General features: G+C 46.9%; 16 protein-coding genes. 11 read left to right on the forward strand and 5 right to left on the reverse strand.

Going from position 1 to position 19,793, the window contains the following annotated elements:
- The first annotated feature begins 25 nt into the window (after positions 1–25).
- From HP398_RS12120 to HP398_RS12130, 3 genes are all read left to right on the forward strand, one after another.
- Positions 26–1,330 (forward strand): hypothetical protein, encoded by a 1,305-nt coding sequence (locus HP398_RS12120; RefSeq protein ID WP_173622698.1) that lies wholly within the window; start codon positions 26–28, stop codon positions 1,328–1,330.
- Between the two features lie 745 nt (positions 1,331–2,075).
- Positions 2,076–3,335, forward strand: a complete 1,260-nt coding sequence (locus HP398_RS12125) for an amidohydrolase (protein WP_017249946.1) — start codon at positions 2,076–2,078, stop codon at positions 3,333–3,335.
- 61 nt (positions 3,336–3,396) lie between these two features.
- Positions 3,397–4,800, forward strand: coding sequence for a M20 family metallopeptidase (locus HP398_RS12130; RefSeq protein WP_173622699.1), 1,404 nt, complete (start codon positions 3,397–3,399; stop codon positions 4,798–4,800).
- A 61-nt stretch (positions 4,801–4,861) separates the two neighbouring features.
- Here the strand turns inward: HP398_RS12130 and HP398_RS12135 are convergent, their stop codons facing one another.
- The 3 genes from HP398_RS12135 to HP398_RS12145 all read right to left on the reverse strand — a co-directional run bounded on the left by HP398_RS12135 (position 4,862) and on the right by HP398_RS12145 (position 7,046).
- On the reverse strand, positions 4,862–5,548 hold the full coding sequence (locus HP398_RS12135; protein ID WP_173622700.1) for a class I SAM-dependent methyltransferase: 687 nt from the start codon (positions 5,546–5,548) through the stop codon (positions 4,862–4,864).
- A 129-nt stretch (positions 5,549–5,677) separates the two neighbouring features.
- Entirely contained in the window at positions 5,678–6,403 is a 726-nt protein-coding gene (locus tag HP398_RS12140) for a hypothetical protein (protein ID WP_173622701.1), read from the reverse strand.
- 13 nt (positions 6,404–6,416) lie between these two features.
- Positions 6,417–7,046, reverse strand: coding sequence for a YczE/YyaS/YitT family protein (locus HP398_RS12145; RefSeq protein ID WP_017249950.1), 630 nt, complete (start codon positions 7,044–7,046; stop codon positions 6,417–6,419).
- A 121-nt stretch (positions 7,047–7,167) separates the two neighbouring features.
- Between HP398_RS12145 and HP398_RS12150 the strand changes: the two genes are divergently transcribed.
- The 4 genes from HP398_RS12150 (at position 7,168) to HP398_RS12165 (ending at position 11,101) form a co-directional block, all read left to right on the forward strand.
- Positions 7,168–8,151: a LacI family DNA-binding transcriptional regulator gene (locus tag HP398_RS12150; protein ID WP_173622702.1), complete on the forward strand. Its 984-nt coding sequence runs from the start codon at positions 7,168–7,170 to the stop codon at positions 8,149–8,151.
- Positions 8,152–8,234: 83 nt separating this feature from the next.
- Positions 8,235–9,104 carry an AraC family transcriptional regulator gene (locus tag HP398_RS12155; RefSeq protein WP_173622703.1) on the forward strand — a complete coding sequence of 290 codons (870 nt, stop codon included), beginning with the start codon at positions 8,235–8,237 and terminating at the stop codon, positions 9,102–9,104.
- A gap of 490 nt (positions 9,105–9,594) precedes the next feature.
- Positions 9,595–10,509 carry a DUF5655 domain-containing protein gene (locus tag HP398_RS12160; RefSeq protein WP_173622704.1) on the forward strand — a complete coding sequence of 305 codons (915 nt, stop codon included), beginning with the start codon at positions 9,595–9,597 and terminating at the stop codon, positions 10,507–10,509.
- A 97-nt stretch (positions 10,510–10,606) separates the two neighbouring features.
- On the forward strand, positions 10,607–11,101 hold the full coding sequence (locus HP398_RS12165; RefSeq protein WP_035291419.1) for a GNAT family N-acetyltransferase: 495 nt from the start codon (positions 10,607–10,609) through the stop codon (positions 11,099–11,101).
- A 500-nt stretch (positions 11,102–11,601) separates the two neighbouring features.
- On the opposite strand, the gene HP398_RS12170 is transcribed toward HP398_RS12165, so the two are convergent.
- A complete protein-coding gene (locus tag HP398_RS12170; RefSeq protein WP_173622705.1) occupies positions 11,602–13,698 on the reverse strand; it encodes a sigma-54 interaction domain-containing protein in 2,097 nt (698 codons plus the stop codon).
- Between the two features lie 218 nt (positions 13,699–13,916).
- On the opposite strand from HP398_RS12170, the gene HP398_RS12175 reads away from it, so the two are divergent.
- From HP398_RS12175 to HP398_RS12190, 4 genes are all read left to right on the forward strand, one after another.
- Complete coding sequence (locus tag HP398_RS12175; RefSeq protein WP_173622706.1) at positions 13,917–15,050, forward strand: M20 peptidase aminoacylase family protein; 1,134 nt, start codon at positions 13,917–13,919, stop codon at positions 15,048–15,050.
- 30 nt (positions 15,051–15,080) lie between these two features.
- The gene (locus HP398_RS12180; RefSeq protein WP_017249956.1) at positions 15,081–16,493 is read left to right on the forward strand and encodes a YfcC family protein; all 1,413 of its coding nucleotides are present in this window, start codon (positions 15,081–15,083) and stop codon (positions 16,491–16,493) included.
- A gap of 242 nt (positions 16,494–16,735) precedes the next feature.
- Entirely contained in the window at positions 16,736–17,443 is a 708-nt protein-coding gene (locus HP398_RS12185) for an alpha/beta hydrolase (RefSeq protein WP_173622707.1), read from the forward strand.
- Positions 17,444–17,558: 115 nt separating this feature from the next.
- Entirely contained in the window at positions 17,559–18,185 is a 627-nt protein-coding gene (locus HP398_RS12190; RefSeq protein WP_173622708.1) for a class I SAM-dependent methyltransferase, read from the forward strand.
- A 21-nt stretch (positions 18,186–18,206) separates the two neighbouring features.
- On the opposite strand, the gene HP398_RS12195 is transcribed toward HP398_RS12190, so the two are convergent.
- Positions 18,207–19,565 (reverse strand): TrkH family potassium uptake protein, encoded by a 1,359-nt coding sequence (locus HP398_RS12195; RefSeq protein WP_017249959.1) that lies wholly within the window; start codon positions 19,563–19,565, stop codon positions 18,207–18,209.
- Between the last annotated feature and the right edge of the window lie 228 nt (positions 19,566–19,793).

Consider the following 19,793-nt stretch of genomic DNA (forward strand, 5'->3'; position numbering starts at 1 on the left):
TGACCAGGTAGGAGAAAACGCCCTTATGTATAGAATCGGTGTTGTAGGACCGTTTCCTTCGGTGGAGCGGATACTGGCGGTTGCCAATGAGTTTGAGCATGAGATCGAATTTGTTCCTTTTCGTTATGAAGACGTACGGGATGTGAGTAAAATCGTTCTGGAGCATCATGCAGATTTAAACGGATGGTTTTTCTCTGGACCGATTCCGTTTACCATCGCTAAAAACGTGCTCAGCCCGGATGCCAATCTCGTGTATTGCCCACCGAACGGTTCGAATCTGTATCGTTGCTTCATCCAGATGTCGATTGATCAAAAGACTGCGGTAAACCGTGTCTCCATTGATATGATTGATTCGGAAGGATTGCATTTGAGCGAGGCGATGTCGGAGCTGGACATACCTGACGAGGAGATTTATGTCAGTATGTATGACGAGAATTTTAACTTGGATGCGATCACGCAGTTTCATGTATCGCTCTGGCGTGAAGGCAAGACACAAGGAGCGTTCACCACATTTTCTGTGGTTGAACATGCGCTGCGCGAGGAAGGCATTCCTGTCTATCGTGTCCTGATGACAAAAATGGAGATTCGTCAGGCAATGAAAATCGTCATTGAAAAGGTGAAAAGCTCCTATTTCAAGGATACACAAATTGGGGTAGAGATCATTGAGCTGGAGCAATTTGACAAGATTCCCGAGCGGACTAGCACGCGCTTTTACTTGCAGCATCTGGAGCTGAAGATCAGACAAATTCTGCTTGCGCTCTGCGATAGGCTGGATGGCTCTCTGCTGGCAAATGGCAACGGACGCTACCAGATTTTCAGCTCGCGTGGTGCGATTCAACGAGAGATTGAAATGCTACGACTTACAGTGGAACAGCTCTCTTTGGAGGCAGAGGTTCCGGTTGCAGTAGGTGTGGGCTTTGGAGATACAGCGTTTTCTGCGGAAAACAATGCGCGAAAAGCAATCCAACACGCAAAAGAACGACCAGGGGCGGGCATTGTCGTCGTACAGGATAATGGTGTCATGATGGAATCGGTGGGAGAAACAGAGGAGCTCGCCTATTCGTTCCGCTCCAGTGATCGGGAGCTGTTGGAAAAGCTGAACCGAGCCAATGTAAGTGTCAAATCGTATCATAAGCTGCGTGCGTTGGTTCAGCGTATGGGCTGGAATTCGTTTTCGACGACGGATATCGCTTCGCATTTGTCGATGACAGTACGGAATGCACAGCGAATCATGGGCAGCTTGTGCGAAGTGAATTTGGCCGAGTTCAGCGGGGAAGAGCAGCAGGCTGTACGTGGACGACCGAAGAAGCTTTATCAGCTTAAAAAATGAGGGCACCCGACGTGATGTTCGGGTGTTTTTTTATATCATGGGGCTGCGGTGAAGAGAAGAATATTTCCAGTCTAGGCTCCAGGCTCCGTCCCTCGGGGAGGCTGGACTGTCCACTCCGAAGGGATTTGCGGGGAAACGCAAAAGTGGTAGCCGCTTCGTAGTATGGGCACGTTGCGTTTCTTTTGCCCGCAAATCCCTTCTCCGCTCGGTAGGACTCCACAAGTCGCTACGTCTAGAAATATTCTTCTCTGTCGTAACTGCTGACATTCTTCAATCTTTTAGGGCTTTTAAAAATCGGATTCACACTGAAAGCTCGTAGAGGAAACAGGAGAAATAAGCGAAGATCTTAGGGACACCGACCGAGACTCCATACAAAAAGCGAAACACGCTCTTAAGCGTCCACCTCTGAGACACATCCTGAGTGGACCACTTTGGACGCGGTTTCGCTTTTTGTATGGAGTCGTGCAGTCAATCCCCCAGGGGGTGGCCCTAGAAGCTGAGCGTTTTCTCCTGTTTCCTCCCCACCCCAACAGCAGGAAAAGGTTCGCTATTTTTCAAGAAGTCTAACAACTTCTATTGAAAAAACAGAGAGGCAACTATATAATTCAATTAAACGAAAATGTCTTTTAATATTCGTATATTGTAAGGGTTTACATTTGCCAGTCTTCTCATATTTCTAGAGTTTGCCTATCGGACCTGGGCGTGGAAAAAGACATGCTCCAGAGTTAACAGGAGGAATTGAACGATGTTGGATCTGGTTTCGTTGCGAAGAGATTTTCATAGACATCCAGAGGTGGGTTTTACGGAGTTCCGTACCGCTTCCAAGGTAGTAGAGATTTTGACGTCCCTCGGCTATGAGGTCATATACGGACAAGAAGCAATCGATGGAGATTCCCGTCGGGGCTTGCCTTCTGAGGCGGCTCTTGAGGCAGCGTATGAAAGAGCTTTGCGTGACGGTGCAAACCCGGCGATCGTTGAAAAAATGCGCGGTGGCTATACAGCAGTGATCGGTGTGAAGAAAGGGAAGGCACCTGGACCAACGGTTGCTTTTCGTTTTGACATGGATGCACTGCCTGTATTGGAAAGTACGGAGCAAGACCATTTTCCACAAGCGAATGGCTTCCGCTCCCATTATGAAGGCAACATGCATGCCTGCGCTCACGACGGCCATACCACGATTGGCTTGGGATTGGCAGAAGTGCTTGCAGCAGGAGATTTTTCCGGTACGCTCAAACTGATCTTCCAACCAGCCGAAGAAGGTGTTCGCGGTGCATACGCGATCGTGGAAAAAGGCCATTTGGACGATGTTGACTATATTTTCTGCAACCATTTGGGTGTCAATGTGCCGCTGGGTGAGGTACACGGCGGTTCCTATGGATTTTTGGCTACTACGAAAATGATGGCGCATTTCTACGGTGTTTCTTCTCATGCTGGTGCGTCGCCAGAACAAGGGAAAAATGCATTGCTCGGAGCGGCTACCGCCCTGTTGAACATTCATGCGATTCCTCGCTTCAGCACTGGTGATACGAGAATCAATGTGGGTGTGCTAGAAGGCGGAACAGCAGCGAATATCATTCCGGCTTATGCCAAGATGGTTGTGGAGACTCGCTCCATTACGGAAGAAGTAAATGCAGAAGTAGAAAACCGCGTACGCAACATCATCGCGCACAGTGCAGCTATGCATGAGCTCGACTACAAAATCGAAGTCGTCGGGGGAGCAATCCCGATCAATTACGATGTGGAGATGGCAGAGCTGGCACTGGAAGAAGCCAAGCAGGTAGAAGGCTTCCATTCCTTTAAGCACGGCGATTACAACTCAATGGGCAGTGAAGATGCCAGCTTTATGATTAAACGCGTTCAGGATCGTGGCGGAAAAGGAACGTACATGGCAATCGGTACGGATATCCCAGCGCCCCACCACCATCCGAAGTTCGATATACAAGAAGAGATTTTGCCACGCAGCGTAGCGCTTTTGAACCGAATTGCAAGACGATTGCTGACGTAAAAAACGTTCCTACCTGAGCGGAAAAGCACGTGGACAACGAGGGCAGAGAGGATGTTTGCGAATGCATACCAAACGAATTGCAGAAATGATTGAGAAAAAACGAGATGCCTTTATCAAGGTGAGCGACCAGATTTGGGATTTCGCGGAGACGCGTTTTGAAGAGTACCAATCTGCTGCACTGCTGGCTCAAACACTCGAAGGAGAAGGCTTTAAGGTTGAGCGTGGAGTAGGCGGAATCAAAACGGCTTTCATTGGAAGTTTTGGCAGCGGCAATCCTATCGTGGCGATTCTGGGAGAGTTCGATGCTCTGTCGGGCATGAGCCAGAAAAAAGGACAAACCACAGAAGAGCCTCTCGTAGCAGGCGCAAACGGCCATGGCTGCGGACACAACTTGCTCGGTACCGCTTCTCTTGCGGCAGCCGTTGCAGTGAAAGCGTACATGGAAGAGAACAACATGACAGGGACTGTTCGTTACTACGGCTGCCCAGGGGAAGAAGGCGGTTCAGGGAAAGCGTTCATGGCGCGAGCAGGACTGTTTGACGACGTGGACTTCGCACTTTGCTGGCACCCAATGGGCTATAACAGCATCATGTCCATCGATTCACTCGCGAACTATCAAATTTACTTCAAGTTCAAAGGAAAGAGTGCCCATGCGGCAGCAAGTCCACATCTCGGTCGAAGCGCACTGGATGCAGTGGAATTGATGAACGTCGGCGTGAACTACTTGCGTGAGCACATTATCCCGGAAGCACGTGTGCACTATGCCATCACGAACTCCGGCGGCTTGTCGCCAAATGTGGTTCAACCAAAGGCAGAGGTGCTCTATCTCGTGCGTGCGCCAAAGGTTGATCAAGTACAGGAGATTTACGAGCGCGTATGCAAAATTGCGCAAGGCGCTGCGCTCATGACCGAAACCGAGGTAGAGATCGTATTCGACAAAGCGTGCTCGAACCTCGTACAAAACAAGCTGCTCGAAGAGGTCATGTACAGAAACTTCCAGGAGCTGGGCGTCCCTGTGCATGACGAAGCAGAACTGCAATTGGCAAAAGAAATGCGTGCGACGCTGTCCAAGCAGGAGCTCGCTACTTCGGAAAAACAGTCACCGGACATGCCTGCTCCAGACATGGTGACATGGCTCCATCCATTCGACGGATCAAAAATCCCGCTGAACGGCTCCACCGATGTAGGGGATGTGAGCTGGATTGCGCCGACCGCGCAATGTACGACTGCGTGTTATATAAATGGCTCCACGCTGCACTCTTGGCAATGGGTGTCTCTCGGGGCGACATCCATGGCACATAAAGGGATGCTGCATGCGGGGAAAGTCATGGCTTCTACAGCCATTGACATGCTAAATCATCCGGAGCTGATTGAACAGGCAAAAGCCGAGCTGAAACAGCGTCTGGGCGGTCAAACGTATGTGTGCCCGATTCCAGAGGGTGTCATGCCTTCTGTGAAAAAATAAGAGACACGTGGAAATAACAAGCGGACGACTTCTGAACGGTCAGGGGTCGTCTTTTTTGTATTCATACAGTCAGCCACCATACCCCTGCACATTCCGGCAATGTCACCAGCTTTTCCCGAGCGACTCTGTCCGCAAGCTCATCTCCAAAGAAAAACCGTGAAAGCCGTTCTGCTTCCGCTATGTCTTTAAACTGATAGTCCAAGCGAATCCATTTGTGAGAGAAGCCGTATTTGGTTTCCAACAAGGAATAGTACTGTGTAAGAAAGTGGGGTGGGTGAGGTGTCTCATATCCAGTCCCCATCGTCTCCATGATGATGATCGTGCCACCAGGACGAAGCACGCGTTTCATCTCCTGAATGATCTTTTCAAGATGGAGCTCGTTGTTGGGAACTTCAGAACTGGTGAGGTAACAAACCGTCCACCCTGCTACGAGGACATCCGCACTATTATCGTCTACGGGAAGTTCTCGATGATCCGCTACGTTGGTTTTCCAATTGGTAAGACTGGCTTGCGTCAGTTGTTGCGCATTCACTTCTAGCATGGCAGCGGAAGCATCGAGAGCCAGAATGGACTTGGCATGAGGAGCGAGCACAGACGTAAGTCTTCCTGAGCCAGCTCCCAGATCGATCACGTCCTGTCCTTTGATGGGAGTGATTTCTTCGATGACAGCGAGCAGACGTGGTTGTCTAGAAATCATCAGATCGTACTGTTCTGCTTGATTTTTATAAATTTGTTCGTGGTTTGGCATTGTTCACCCTCCAGTTCCTTGATCGTACTGGAAAATATCGTAAAGCTTCACGCCACGTGAAGGTCAAGAGATAGAAAAAGGATTCCACCTCGCAGTCGTATGACCTACAGGGGAATCCTTCTTTTTCATTTAGGAACGGACAGAAATGAAATCCTTCGCCAGCGCTACCATCTGATCATGAAGGGTAGGGTCCAGTTGAGTGCTTCCGGTGTGGTACGCGAGATGATACAAGATTCCTTGATCATAGAACTCCATCTCATGGGCGTTTGTGACGATTAGATTTACTGCCTGATTTTCATCATCGTACTTGTAAAAGTTATACACATAAGAGCTGTTCGTTGTGATGATATGATGATAGAAAGTGATATCGTCGGTCAGTGGCTCAACGCGCATGACGTTCCCAAACGAATCCAGTCCAGAAGCAGATGGCTTTACATGGGCCAAGGGATTTTCATCTGTCTCTGTCATACGTACGATGAAGAAGTTTTCCGTAATAGGAGCTTCGTTATCCTGCGCGTATGTCAGCTGTAGTTGGTGTCGCGTTTCTTTTTCGGGGCCTGAAGAGAATGAGACGAGATAGGCCATCTCTTTTTCGACAGGAAAAGGCAGCTTCGTTTTATCCATGAGCTTGATTCTGCTTTGGAGAGACGAAGGCAATTGCGGTGTCATTTCCTGAATACGCATCGGCCGGTAATGCGTCACGTTTTCAGGATCTTGGGTCAGTCTGTGAATTTCGCTCTGGGCAAAAACTTCTCCGCTAGCTTTTACGAGACCAGTAGAAGAGGAGCAACCGACAAGCAATAGAAACAGGCTCACTGCAAGGGAACACACAACTTTTGGTCGAAAATTTCTCAAGGCTTTCCTCCTATTATGCCTCCGCCCCCTTCGTTTGATTGACGAGACGGAGCATCTTATTCCCGACGTTAATTGCTGCTTGAATAATGTAGCCAGTCGTAAACGACAGCACGACTGTTCCGTAATAAATCGGGCCATCTAGCAGGAAGCTTGCACTAAGAAACATGCACGCTAGCAAAATTTCTGTCCGTCTGAATGTCCACTTTAATCTTTTCGACATCACCAGTACAAATGCCTCTTGGGGAGCTGTGCACACTTGCGTACACACATACAACCCGATACCACTACCGATGCAAATGTTTCCGAGTGCCATGGTCAGAAGCGGCGGCAATGTACGGATAGCAGCCATAAGCGCATCGATGGACCCGATCATATCGACAAAGAGGGAGATTAGCACCATGACCAAAATGGCACCGAAAGTAATGTAACTGCGATCCATGAAAAGGACGATGATGACAAAGGTCAGGTTAATGGCAAACATCCAGAAGCCAATCGATACCCCGAAGTTTTGATACAGGGCAATAAACAGAGAATCATACGGGCTAAGACCAAAGGATGTAATGGTCGTCATCATGTTGATCCCGAGCGCCAATATCAATAAGCCTACGATAAACAAGAGATATTCAAATTTTAAGCGAATCACAAAACACGACTCCTTTCATTCTACATAAGGAGAGCATAATATGTGGAACGCTTTTCAGAGCAAGCGGAATGTGTTTTGATGTATGTAATAATTACTGATCCGACTTAGAGGAGTAATCTGAGTGGCTAACATAAGAGAAATCGCGAAATTGGCAGGTGTATCCGTTTCAACCGTTTCCCGTGTGCTTAACAACCATCCGTATGTGAACGAGAAAAAACGCGCGGAGATTCTCAAGATTATTGAAGAACAAAATTATGTTCAAAACAGTAATGCAGTCCACCTCTCTACCGGAAAAACGATGGTCATCGGCGTGACATTGCCTCTCGTCAACAACCAATACTACAGCTCCATTATCGAAGGCATTGCAGCAGAAGCAGTCCAGCATCATTACAAGCTGATGGTGTGCCAAACAAATAACAACCCCGAGCAAGAACGCAGTGTCTTACACTTGCTCAAAAATAAAAAAATCGACGGGCTAATCATGTGCTCCAGGTCCAGCTCTTGCGAAACGCTCAATGAATATGCAGAATACGGACCTATCATCACGTGTGAAGCAAATGATACTACCTCTGTTTCGAGTGTTCATATCGACCACTATCAAACGTTTCTGATCGGGATGGAGTATCTGATGAAGAAGGGGCATCGCCGGATCGGGTATTGCATCGGCAGAAAAAACAGCTTTAACAGTCAGCATCGCAAACGTGCCTATTACGAAAAGTTGCGTTCGATTGACGTAACACCCTCTGCTGAGTGGTCGTTTGAAGAGTGTTTAACGATCCAAGACGGCAAGGATGTCGTGGGGAAATTGCTGCAAACAGAAGAGCGGCCGACAGCAATGATCGTATCGTGCAATCATATAGCGGCAGGGATTATCAAAGAAGCGAGTAGGTTGGGGATTAGCGTACCAGAAGACTTAGCCGTAGTCGGATGCGATGATCAGCCAATCGGAGAACTGCTAGAGATCACCACTGTATCCAGCTCCAGTACGTTGATGGGAAAATACGCATTTGAGATGCTGCATGAGCGGATTTGGACACAGCAGCTGGTTGGGAAAAAGGAAGAGAAGGAACTGTCACCCGTTTTGGTAGAGCGATTGACGACGTAAAGCTTGAAAGATAGCACAGTTGATCAAAAAAATGCCAGTGATCTCCCGCATACTAAAGAAAAAATAGGTGAAGGAAGTCAAAGATGGACACGTACAAGCGGATTCAGGACGCGATTGATTATGTGGAAGAGCATCTTCAGGAAGAAATGAACATCACAGAAATTGCTTCTCAAGCGCATTTCTCTGCGTTTCATTTTCAGAGGCTGTTTCAGGCAATCTCAGGCTTCAGCGTACAGGCGTACATTCGCAAGCGCAGGCTATCGGAAGCTGCACTTGCGCTAAAACAGACAAGTGACAATGTGCTCGAAATTGCTGTGGCCTATCAATACCAGTCGCAGGAGGCACTGACACGCGCTTTTGAGAAGCAGTTCGGGATTACACCTGGAAGGTATCGCAAAGAAAATCACTCGCTTCCTTATCTAGCTAAGATGGACTTTTTGGCCTTTCGCCAAACGATCAAAGGAGAGATCACGATGAACAAACCAACCATCGCGACATTGGATGACATTTGTATCATTGGGCGCAGGTTTCGGACGAATTTACAGGATGAGCAACAGTTTAAGGACATTCCAGGCTTTTATTATGAATTCGGCCGTAATCAAGACTACTTGCGGATTCCGAATAAAGCGGCAGAAGATATGTCGTACGGAATCGCCTGCGAATTTGAAGATGACGGGAGCTTTTCTTTTGTGATCGGGGAGGCTGTGCATCGTGTTCCTGATGAATTGCCTGAAGGCTTTCTTTCACTCGTCTTGCCTGGCGGAAAATACGCGGAATTCAAAGTGACGGGTGATGCCGACCTCGTGCAAAACACACGTCGCTACATTTACGGAACATGGTTGCCTCAATCGAATTATGAGAGAGGCGAGGGACCGGATTTTGAAGTGACAGACGTGAGGGGTTCGAGCTTTCCTGAGGCGATGAAAATATCTATTTATATTCCGATCGTTTGATAAATTAAGGAAATACGTACCTTGTGAGACCGTGAGTCTTTCAAGGTATTTTTCTTTTTTGGACAAATTGAGTTTAAGTCTAATTCCTATAGGAAAGTCATAGTTGATAGTAACTATCGATTACGAAGCTGTTGCATGATACGATAGTACTAAATGCATGACTGATAAACGATTATTGAAAGTTTATGATGATATTGGGGGAAAACAACAAGATGAGCCAGCTCCTCCTGTTCTAGCAGGTGTGAATTGTCCAATTTTAGCGGGAAATCTTGTATAATAATACCAATTAGAGTGGTCTTTCAAGCGTAAACTGAAGCGTAGAGCAATGACCGCACGCTCCTAGTCCAAGGCAGTTTATTTAGTGAAGAGACAGAGGTGACGGTAAGTATAGATAACAGAAATCCAGCGGACTCATCTACGCTTGAAGTTCCTTGTTTTCACGAATTGGAAAGTCAGAATAATTTTATAAATAAGAAAGGTGTAGTTAGTGATGGGGGACATAAAGCTTTTTCGATTAATGGACAATGGATTACAGGAACTGAACGGTTACACTGTTACGGTTGAAAAGTCGTTACAGACGTTAATGGAGGCAAATTTAGAGGTACTATTGGGAATTCGATTTCTCGCTTCTGAGTATTCGACGGGCAAGAAGCACCGGGGGAGAATCGATACCCTCGGTATTGATGAGAATAATTCGCCAGTCATCATAGAATATAAAAGGGCAACGAATGAAAATGTGATCAATCAAGGTTTGTATTATCTAGATTGGTTGATGGATCATCAAGCAGATTTCATGGTGCTAGTCATGAATCGACTGGGTAGAGATATAGCCCAAGCGATTGATTGGAGTGCTCCAAGACTTCTATGTGTAGCTGGAGGGTTCACCAAGTACGATGAGCACGCCGTACAGCAAATTAATCGTAATATCGAATTGTACACGTATAAGAGGTATGGAGAGGATTTGCTGTTGCTGGATCTTGTTAATGCGACAACAGCTCACGTAGAGCTAGACCATGAAAAGCCATCCAATATCAAACCTTCATCCATATATAAGACCGTGTCAGAGTATTTAGAGCAAGCGAGCGAGGAGTTAGTGGATCGTTTCGAAGCACTACGTTCCTTTATGCTGGCGCTTGGGGATGATGTGCAGATGAACACGCTGAAATACTATATCGCTTTCAAGCGGATTAAGAACTTTGCTTGTGTGGAAATTCATCCGCAAACGAAATGTATTACTATATATGTTAAAGTCAGTCCAGATGCGATTGAACTGGAGCCTTCGTTTACGAGAGATGTGCGTCAGATTGGTCATTACGGTACAGGTGATCTAGAGATTACGATTTCGAATGATGAGCAGCTAGCACGGGCGAAAGAGCTTATTCAGAAAAGTTACGAGATGAGCTAATTGTAATTTTACACGACCTTCACACGACATCCATTCCAGCTTTATACCCGTTTGCTACAGTGTAAATGTAAGAGCGAATGTACAGGAGGCGGGTAGGGTGGAAGTGCAGATTGAGCGCGTCGTAAGAGATGATTTTGCGGAAATGATTACGTTGGCGGATATGACATTACCCGATCGAATGAACTTGCATGAGCTGAAAAAATATATGGAGCTGTTTCCTGAGCTGATTTTCAAGGCGACCTATAACGGCCAGCTCATCGGTTTTAGCTGCGCCGGAATTGATATGTACCAGACGACTGGCTGGCTTCTGTTCAGCAATGTGAGCAAGGAGTTTCAAGGCCAAGGCATTGGCAAACGGCTAATCGAAGCCAGACTGCAAGCCCTGCGCCAATTCCCGACACTTCGCACTGTGCAGGTCACGGTGAGTGAAACAAACGCATCGTCTATTCGCGCGCTGTCTGCCTATGGTTTCCGTCTGGCTCATGCTGAGCAGGATTACTACGGGCCAGGCAAGCATCGGAATTTGATGGAGCTACCAATTTTGCCTATCATTCAACCAGAAAAAATAGAGTCGTCCATCGTGACTACTTAGGTGGATTCATGAAAAAGCGGAGGTGCTAAAGCCTTGCCGCTTTTTTTTATAGGCTGGTATCGATGGTGTAGTGGAAGGAAGAAGTGCATTTCCAGTCTACGCTTCGGCCTACGCCCTGCTGAGGGCTGTTGCTGTCCGCTCCGAAATGAATATCGGGAGCGCTTCAAACATTGAAGTTTCGAGGAAGTATCTCATAAGTGAAGCTGAAATTCCCCGTTATTCATTTCTACGCTGGGTAGGGCTCCAGAGGCGCTTGGACTGGAAATGCACTTCTTCCTAGGTGGCTTTGGTCAAGACCTTGAAAGTGATTCGAGAAGTTGTAGTAAGTAAGCTACTTTGCACTGACATACAAAACGATTTAAAAAATGAATAATGACATTGCTGTAAAGAAGTACTGCCATATGTTTGGAAGGAGACCGCCCGAACGAAGAGAGGATACAGGCGACTGGAAAACATGTGGCAGGGCTTCGGACTCCACATCTGTTGGAAGACAACAGTGATTACCCCTTCGTTGCAATCAGCAAAGCCGTCAACACCTGCTGCCCAAACGCAGTAATCTGCGTCCCTTGCTTCTTAACGCCGATGGAGACACATCCAGCACGGTCCAGTGCGGTCAGCTTGTGCCTGATTTGGGCTTCAGTCATGGAGGGACTCTCCATTCTTGCGAGCAGGGCACTGCGTCCAATACGCTCCTGACGCTTGTAGCAATCGGACAGTACTTGCAGGATCGCTACGTAATCTCCCAAGGAGCCTTGCCTGGACAAATACCGGATCGTATCTTCCAGCGTATCATCCCGGTGAGAGAGAAGGGGCGGAGTCGAGACATGCCCCGCAAAAAAACGCTCCGGCAAATGAGCTAATTCCACCTGATTCCCCTCAGCGATGACGACTGCATAGTGAATGAAATTTTCCAACTCGCGAATATTGCCTGGCCAATCGTAACGGAGTAGCTGTTCCGTCACTTCCCGTGAGAAGGACAGACGCTGCTTTTTTTTCTGCAAGAAATAATCGATCAGCACCAAAATATCATCGGGACGATCACGCAGGGGCTGAATGTGCAGTGGCAGGACGTTCAGCCTGTAGTACAAATCCTCGCGAAATGTCCCTTTTTTGACCATTTCCATCAGGTTGCAATTGGTAGCGGCGATGACGCGGACATTGACTGGAATGACGCGATAGCCCCCTACGCGCATGACCTGCTTTTCCTGGAGAACACGAAGCAGTGACGCCTGGATGCTAAGCGGGGCGTCCCCAATCTCGTCCAGAAAAATGGTCCCGTTGTGAGCCAGCTCGAATAGCCCCATCTTTCCGCCTTTTCGCGCTCCTGTAAAAGAACCTTCCTCGTACCCGAACAATTCGCTCTCTACCAAGCTCTCGGTCAGCCCTGCAAAATTGACGGGGACGAACGGACCGTCACGGCGCGTCGAGTGTTGATGGATGGCTTGGGCAAAAACTTCCTTCCCGGTTCCGTTTTCCCCTGTGATGAGAATCGTAAAATCGCTTTCGGCCAGCTTGGTCGCCACTCGTTTGTTGGCCTGAATGGACGGGCTTTTGCCGATGATACTGTCAAACGAATACTTGGTCATCAGTCCGAGATTGGCACTCTTTGTCCGTATTTCCTGTTCGATCTGCTGTACCTTTGTCACGTCCTGAAAAGTAATGACCGCGCCCAGAAACTGATCATCCAAGAACGTGGGAATCTTCGTCACCAAGAGGTACAAATCGCGGAATTCCAATACCTGCTTCGTTACTTCCATGTGTGATTCTACTACTTCCAGAATTAGAAATTCGGGAATGACCTCCGCTACATTTCGCCCGATGCAAGTGGTTTCAGTCATATGCAAAATTTTCTCGGCTTCTTTGTTCAGCACAGTGATCTTCCCTGTGGCATCTGTGCCAATGATGCCTTCATGGACGGCATTTAAAATGGAGCTCAGCTTTTCATTCAGCTTCCGCTCATTGTGTACCGAGTTGGTCAGCTTGCGTCCGATATGGACGAAATCGCTGATGAAGTCAGCCGTGTACAGGTTTGCCTTATCCGGAGACAGATCAAGTAGGCGCGAAATATCAAAGATCGTCGTCAAATCCAAAGGGCGGTGCCCCAACTCAATGACGTTTTCAAAAAGAGCAGGAATTAGCTCCCTGAGTCCATGACAGACAGCAACATCGATTTGATCTTTTTCAGGAAGCGGAGTCTCGGTATCGGGTACGTACGGCACAAATGTCAGATGAGAGAATCCGAGATGAAACAATAGCTCAATCGCGCCTTCTACCATTTCGATGGAGTTGGAAACAAATAGACAGAGCGTTCCTGGCGGCAAATCCATGAGTTGATCCAATTTGTTAATGTCAATCGTGCGCCTTGCTAGCAGCACGGGGATGTCTGACGGAGGAACTGGCTGATCGTTTAAGAGACTCATGTCTGAAACGAGGATGAGATCAACTTCATCGTACACACTCGGATGAAGCCGTTCTTGCATATGGTTTCGAATGATGTCCAAGCGGTTGCCGAAAAAAGACGTGAGCGTGTTTGCAAACAGCAGGCTGATCGTCTCTAGTCGGGTCATTAACAAGATGCATGGGTTCTGTTTGATCATGATGCGACTCCTTTTTATCTGCCGAATAGCTTTTTTATTTAGGTGGAAATATTGGATTAGATATCTGTAAAAACCAACCTATATTATAACCTAAAAATCCGAAATTGTTCAGAAATGCTTAACTTTTATAACAATATGGTTTTGGCACAAATCTTGCTATACATCCGGTAGAGCAAAGAGAGATACTAGAGAATACATCAGGGAGGATGATGGATCGGATGAATCCGTTCTTATATATGGACGAGCATCGCGACGAAATAGTGCGAACATACAAAGAGTTGCATCAATTGGCGGAGCCGAGCTGGCACGAGGAGAAAACAGCGAGATATTTGCGGGAACGCTTGGAGGCGGCCGGAATTGCCGTCACATGCTTCGAAGGGCATCACGGCTTTTATGCAGAGATTCCTGGAGAGAGTGCTGAAATCGTGGCTTTGCGCGCGGATATGGATGCACTCGTGCAGGAAGTGGACGGCGTAGTGATACCGAATCACTCATGCGGACACGATGCTCACTCGACACTGGCTCTCTACAGCGCCCTTGCGATTCAAGCAAGCGGAGTGGTACCGCCGAAAACGATGCGCTTTCTGTTCCAGCCTGCTGAAGAGAAAATGGGTGGAGCCTTACAGATGATGAAGGATGGCGCTCTGGAAGGCGTGACAAAGCTGATCGGCGTTCATCTGCGTCCGGAAATGGAAGTGCCGTATGGGAGCGCTGCTCCGGCGATTTTGCATGGATCATCCAGCTCCATCAAAGGGACGATTACAGGTCTGCAAGCACACGGAGCACGTCCGGCGCTCGGGAAAAATGTCATCGAAGCCGCTTCGTTTTTGGTTATTGCGTTGCAAAACATTCGCCTGGAAGACGGATGCTCTTTTTCCGTGAAGATGACCCAATTGCAAGCAGGGGGAGAAACGGTGAACGTCATTCCTGATCGAGCGACCTTTAGCCTCGATGTACGTGCACAGTCCAATGAAGGCATGGCAGAATTGCGGAGAAAAACCGAGCATGCCATGAGTCAGACTGGGGCTTTGATGGGCATGGATGTGGAGTGGGAATGGTCGGGAGTCACACCGGCTGCGGTCGCCAATGCGAACATGATCCAAGTAGCCAAAAAGGCAATTGGGCAAGTATTGGGTGAGGACAACATTGCCGGTACATGTGTGACGCCAGGCGGAGAGGACTTCCATTTTTACGCGATTCACCGCCCTGAGCTGGCTACGACGATGATTGGTCTGGGATGTGGGCTCACGCCAGTCTTGCATCATCCACAGATGACTTTTCAGACGGATGCCTTGATTTATGGGGCTAAAATCATGACAGCTGCGATTTATGAAGCTGCCCAATATTCTTAGAGAAGCGCTACACACGCAGGGGGTTACCTTATGACAGAGAGCAAGCAACTAAAAAAGAAAAGCTTATTTCGGCTAGACGCCTATGTCCTTTTGTTTTGCATCTTACTTCTATGTGCATTGGCTACCTATGTGGTCCCGACAGGAGAATTTGACCGTGTAAAAAACGGCAATGTGACGACCGTTGTCCCGGGCAGCTATCATGCGGTGGAGCCGAATCCTACGGGCTTTATCGAGTTTTTTACCGCGATACAGACCGGGATGGTCAAAGGCGCGCCGATCATCTTCCTCGTTTTGTTCACAGGCGGTGCTTTAGCTGTTTTGGATAAGACAGGTGCACTCAACGCAGCGATTCTGACCATGGTCCGAAAATTAGGAAATAGAGAGTGGCTGCTGGTTATTTTGATCACCTCTGTCTTTTCCGTATTGGGTACGTTGGGTGTCATCGTCAACTCCGTCATTGCTTTCGTTCCGCTTGGCATCATGATTGCGAGAGCGATGAAAATGGATGCGATCTTCGGTGTGGCTCTGATTTATTTGGGTGTGTATGCCGGATTCAATACGACAATTGCTTTTCCAGGAACGCTGGGCTTGTCCCAACAAATTGCGGAGCTGCCGCTGTTTTCAGGTATCGGCTACCGCACCATCATTTATGTTACGTTTGTGATCGTAACCATTCTGTACATCGGGCGTTACGCGCGGAAGGTTCGTCAAAACAAGAGTATCTTGGGGGACGAGCTCTTTCCTTCTGATAGTGGCTCAACCACGATGGAAGCAGACACGAAAAATGTTGATTTTACAACCCGTCACAAATTGATCTTGGCGTTTACGGGGATCGTTCTGATTGGTTTTATCGTCTGTACGATCTTGTTCAAATGGGACGTAAACGAGATGTCCGGAATCTTTATTTTCATTGCGATCGGAGTAGGCTTGCTCAACAAGATGAGCGGCAACGATATTGCCAAAACATTCTTAAAGGGCTGTCAGGGCCTGATTTATGGGGCTTTGATTGTCGGTATGGCACGTGCGATCACGGTCATTTTGGAAGATGGGAAGTTCCTTGATACCATCGTGTACGGGCTTGCTACCATTCTGGAGCCGCTGTCACCGATGGCAGGTGCAATTGGGATGTTCCTCGGAAGCGCCGGGCTGCATTTCTTGATTTCGTCCGGTTCAGGTGAAGCCGTTATGCTGATGCCGTTGTTGGCACCATTGTCTGACCTGATGGGCATTACGCGCCAAGTGGCAGTAGAGGCTCTGATGCTCGGAGAAGGTGTGGTCAACTGCATTAATCCGACCTCAGGTGTTCTGATGAGTATTTTGGCAATGAGTGGTATTTCCTACGGCAAGTGGCTGAAGTTCATGCTTCCGCTTACAGCGGTATGGACAGCTCTCTCCATCGTGTTTATCGTTATCGGGGTATTGATTAACTGGGGCCCGTATTAAGCCGACTTTCGATGACAAGGAAGGGGCTGTCCAAAAAGTCCATTTTAGGGTAAATTGCACTGAAATTAAAAACCCCAGAATGTTGATTTTACGGCATTCTGGGGTTTTGTTTTTTTTACGTATATTAAAGACGAAAACATAAAGAAGGAAATTGGTTTAAATGGCTACAATTATTTGAAACTGACTACATTTGTAATATTTGGAATGACGAATTATTTATATTTTATGGAGGATAAATTGTAATGATAAAAAATCATTTTAAAATAGAAAACATTCCAGCGATTTTGTGGGGTGACAAATCAGATAAGTTATTTGTGGTGGTGCATGGTAACATGTCAAATAAGGCAGATGACTCGATTATTGTATTTGCAGAAGAAGCAACAGCACTAGGTTATCAAGTGCTTAGTTTTGATTTACCTCAACATGGTGACCGTAAGGATGATACTTATCTTTGCAAAGTTCAAAACTGTGTTCAAGACCTTAATACAATTATGACCTATGCAAAAACGTTATCCAATAATATAAGCATTTTTGCTTGTAGCATGGGAGCATATTTTAGCCTATTAGAATATAGCCATGAGCCGTTGAAGCAGTGTTTGTTTCTCTCTCCTGTGGTAAATATGGAACGTATCATAAATAATATGATGACATGGTTTAACATAAGTGAGAGTAGACTAAAAATAGAGAAAGAAATTTCTACACCTATTGGACAAACTCTCTATTGGGATTACTACTGTTATGTGAAAGAACATCCTATTGTTGCTTGGAATAATCCAACTTCCATTCTCTATGGTTCAGAAGATAACTTATGTGAGTTTGACGTTGTATCTGAATTTAATAAACGTTTTAACTGTAATTTGCAAGTAATGGAGAATGGAGAACACTATTTCCATTCTGAGGAACAGTTGCAGTATTTCAGACAATGGCTGAAAAAACATATTTACGTTTAATGATAATTTAATTTCAAACATTGTTTTAAAACATCGCCTTTCATTAAAATTCTTCACGCGCATAAACTGTGCAACGACACATCATTTTCGAAGGCAGAAAGTGGGGAAGCTCACCATGAGTACGGAAAATCAATCCGCTTTTGATTATCGGAAATACTGGGAGGATCATTACGCTTCGGGTGGAAATTCTGGACTTGGCTCCTATGGCGTGCTAGCTCTTTTTAAAGCAGAAGTCATCAATGAATACATCAAGGAGCAGCAAGTGAAAAGCGTCATTGAATTTGGCTGCGGAGACGGCAATCAACTTCTCTTTATGAAATATGCCAATTACTTGGGGTTGGACATTTCACCGACTTCGGTACAGATGTGTGCCAGAATGTTTGGGAAGGATTCGTCGAAAAGCTTTCTTTTATACCATCCGAAATCCTTTTACAATCAAGGATACTTGAAAAGTGATCTGGTCGTTTGCCTGGATGTGCTGTATCACATTATCGATGAGGAAGAATTCGAGAAAACATTGGATGACATCTTTTCTTGCGCCAAAAAGCATGTCATTCTCTACACGAAGGTAACGGATGGGACAGAGTCGCAAGTCGTCGATATGATCAAAGACCGAGACATCTTGCACTACTTGAAAAAGTACAACGATTTCTCCGTTACGCGAAAGATTGAACAGAAATACCCAGACCTGTCCTCTGCAAGCTTTTTGATTCTAGAAAAAAATCCCCCAACGGCTACATAGCTTTGGGGGATTTCCTTTCCTCTATTGACCAATGATGATGCGTTCTTTCGGATAATGGTAGCGTACGATCCGGTCATTGCGCTTCAAGAAGAGGAGCAAATTGATAATCCCGATACGTCCGATCATCATCGTAATAATCAGGATGAGCTTGCCGCCTACACCCATCTGAGCTGTAATCCCGGTAGACAATCCGGTCGTACCGAAAGCAGAGCAGACCTCGAACAAAACGTGCTGGAAAGGTAAATCCTCCAACCAGACGAGCAGCATGACCGCTGTGAACACCATGATAATCGCGATAAAAAAGACGATGAAGGAGCGCTGAATGTCCTCATCAACCAGCTCTCTTCCGAACACCTTTACTTCCTTGTAGCCACGCATGTTGGCAAAAACAGAGGCAATCAGGACGAAGAACGTTGTGGTCCGTATCCCCCCGCCCACACTACTCGGGGAAGCACCAATGAACATCATCCCGGAGAGCATGATGAGTGTCGCGGTCGACAAGAGGCTGATATCCATCGTAGCCAAGCCGCCACTACGCGAGGAGACGGAGTGGAATAACGAATAGAACAGCATTTCATGCCAGGTCTTATCAGCCAAAAACTGATTTCGCTCAAAAACGAAAATGAGCAGGGCGCCAACGGCGATCAAGGAAAAGAACGTCAGTGTCGTAATCTTGGTGAAGAGCGAAAAGGTGAAACGCACTTTTGCGCGGCGATAGGAAAAGTACGTTCTCAGCTCTACGAGTACGGGAAACCCGATCGCTCCACAAATAATCAAGATCATCACGATGGTCTGAAACACGTAATCGTGGGTAAAATTGAGCATGGAATTTCCGTGCAGGTCAAACCCGGCATTCGTAAAAGCACTGACAGATGCAAAGTAACCGTGGTAGAACGCGGTGTACCAATCGTCGTAGTAGCCGGCGTAAATAAAATGACTGCCTAACAGAATGGTTCCCACCAGCTCAATCAAGAGTGCAATCACGAGAATATTGCGCATCAGGTCGACCAGACCGGACAACGTGGAGCGGTTGTGGTCCGTCGCGATCCAGATGCGCTGCTCCAGACCGATTTTTTGACCCATGAGGATCCAGATGAACGTTCCGAGTGTCATGATTCCGACCCCGCCAACCTGGAAGAGCAACGTAAGAAAGAGAATCCCCCACTGGTTGAAAACTTCATGAATCGTAATGACAGTAAGCCCCGTAACGCTGATGGCACTCGCCGCGGTAAACAAAGCGTCAATAAAAGGAAGAGAGACTCCCGGCAAGTGAAAAAACGGCAATGATAGAAGAAACGCTGAGATCAGGATGAGCCCAACGTAGGCGAACACGATGATTTGAACAGATGTCAATCGTCGCTTTTGATTGGAAGATAACAAAATAAATGGCCTCCTGAATGAGCTTCATGGGGATAATCATACCAAATAAATGAAAGGAAGCAAAAGCGCGGAAAAGATCAGTTGACAATGTATCCGCAAGAATGGTAAAGTTCAGAATGTATTTATTGGAAATTCAAAATATTAATGGAAAGGTGGGCTAGTCATGAAAAGAATTGTACGCATGGGTCATCCATACAAGGGCATACATGACGTAACCCCACCATTGAT

The sequence above is a fragment of the Brevibacillus sp. HB1.4B genome, assembly GCF_013284285.1.
Classification (GTDB): Bacteria; Bacillota; Bacilli; order Brevibacillales; family Brevibacillaceae; genus Brevibacillus; species Brevibacillus porteri.

Coding starts and splice junctions, on each gene's coding strand:
- HP398_RS12160 (WP_173622704.1), top strand. CDS start 9,595: ATGGGGGACATAAAGCTTTTTCGATTAATGGACAATGGATTACAGGAA.
- HP398_RS12135 (WP_173622700.1), bottom strand. CDS start 5,548: ATGCCAAACCACGAACAAATTTATAAAAATCAAGCAGAACAGTACGAT.
- HP398_RS12190 (WP_173622708.1), top strand. CDS start 17,559: ATGAGTACGGAAAATCAATCCGCTTTTGATTATCGGAAATACTGGGAG.
- HP398_RS12175 (WP_173622706.1), top strand. CDS start 13,917: ATGAATCCGTTCTTATATATGGACGAGCATCGCGACGAAATAGTGCGA.
- HP398_RS12170 (WP_173622705.1), bottom strand. CDS start 13,698: ATGATCAAACAGAACCCATGCATCTTGTTAATGACCCGACTAGAGACG.
- HP398_RS12185 (WP_173622707.1), top strand. CDS start 16,736: ATGATAAAAAATCATTTTAAAATAGAAAACATTCCAGCGATTTTGTGG.
- HP398_RS12180 (WP_017249956.1), top strand. CDS start 15,081: ATGACAGAGAGCAAGCAACTAAAAAAGAAAAGCTTATTTCGGCTAGAC.
- HP398_RS12155 (WP_173622703.1), top strand. CDS start 8,235: ATGGACACGTACAAGCGGATTCAGGACGCGATTGATTATGTGGAAGAG.
- HP398_RS12125 (WP_017249946.1), top strand. CDS start 2,076: ATGTTGGATCTGGTTTCGTTGCGAAGAGATTTTCATAGACATCCAGAG.
- HP398_RS12120 (WP_173622698.1), top strand. CDS start 26: ATGTATAGAATCGGTGTTGTAGGACCGTTTCCTTCGGTGGAGCGGATA.
- HP398_RS12130 (WP_173622699.1), top strand. CDS start 3,397: ATGCATACCAAACGAATTGCAGAAATGATTGAGAAAAAACGAGATGCC.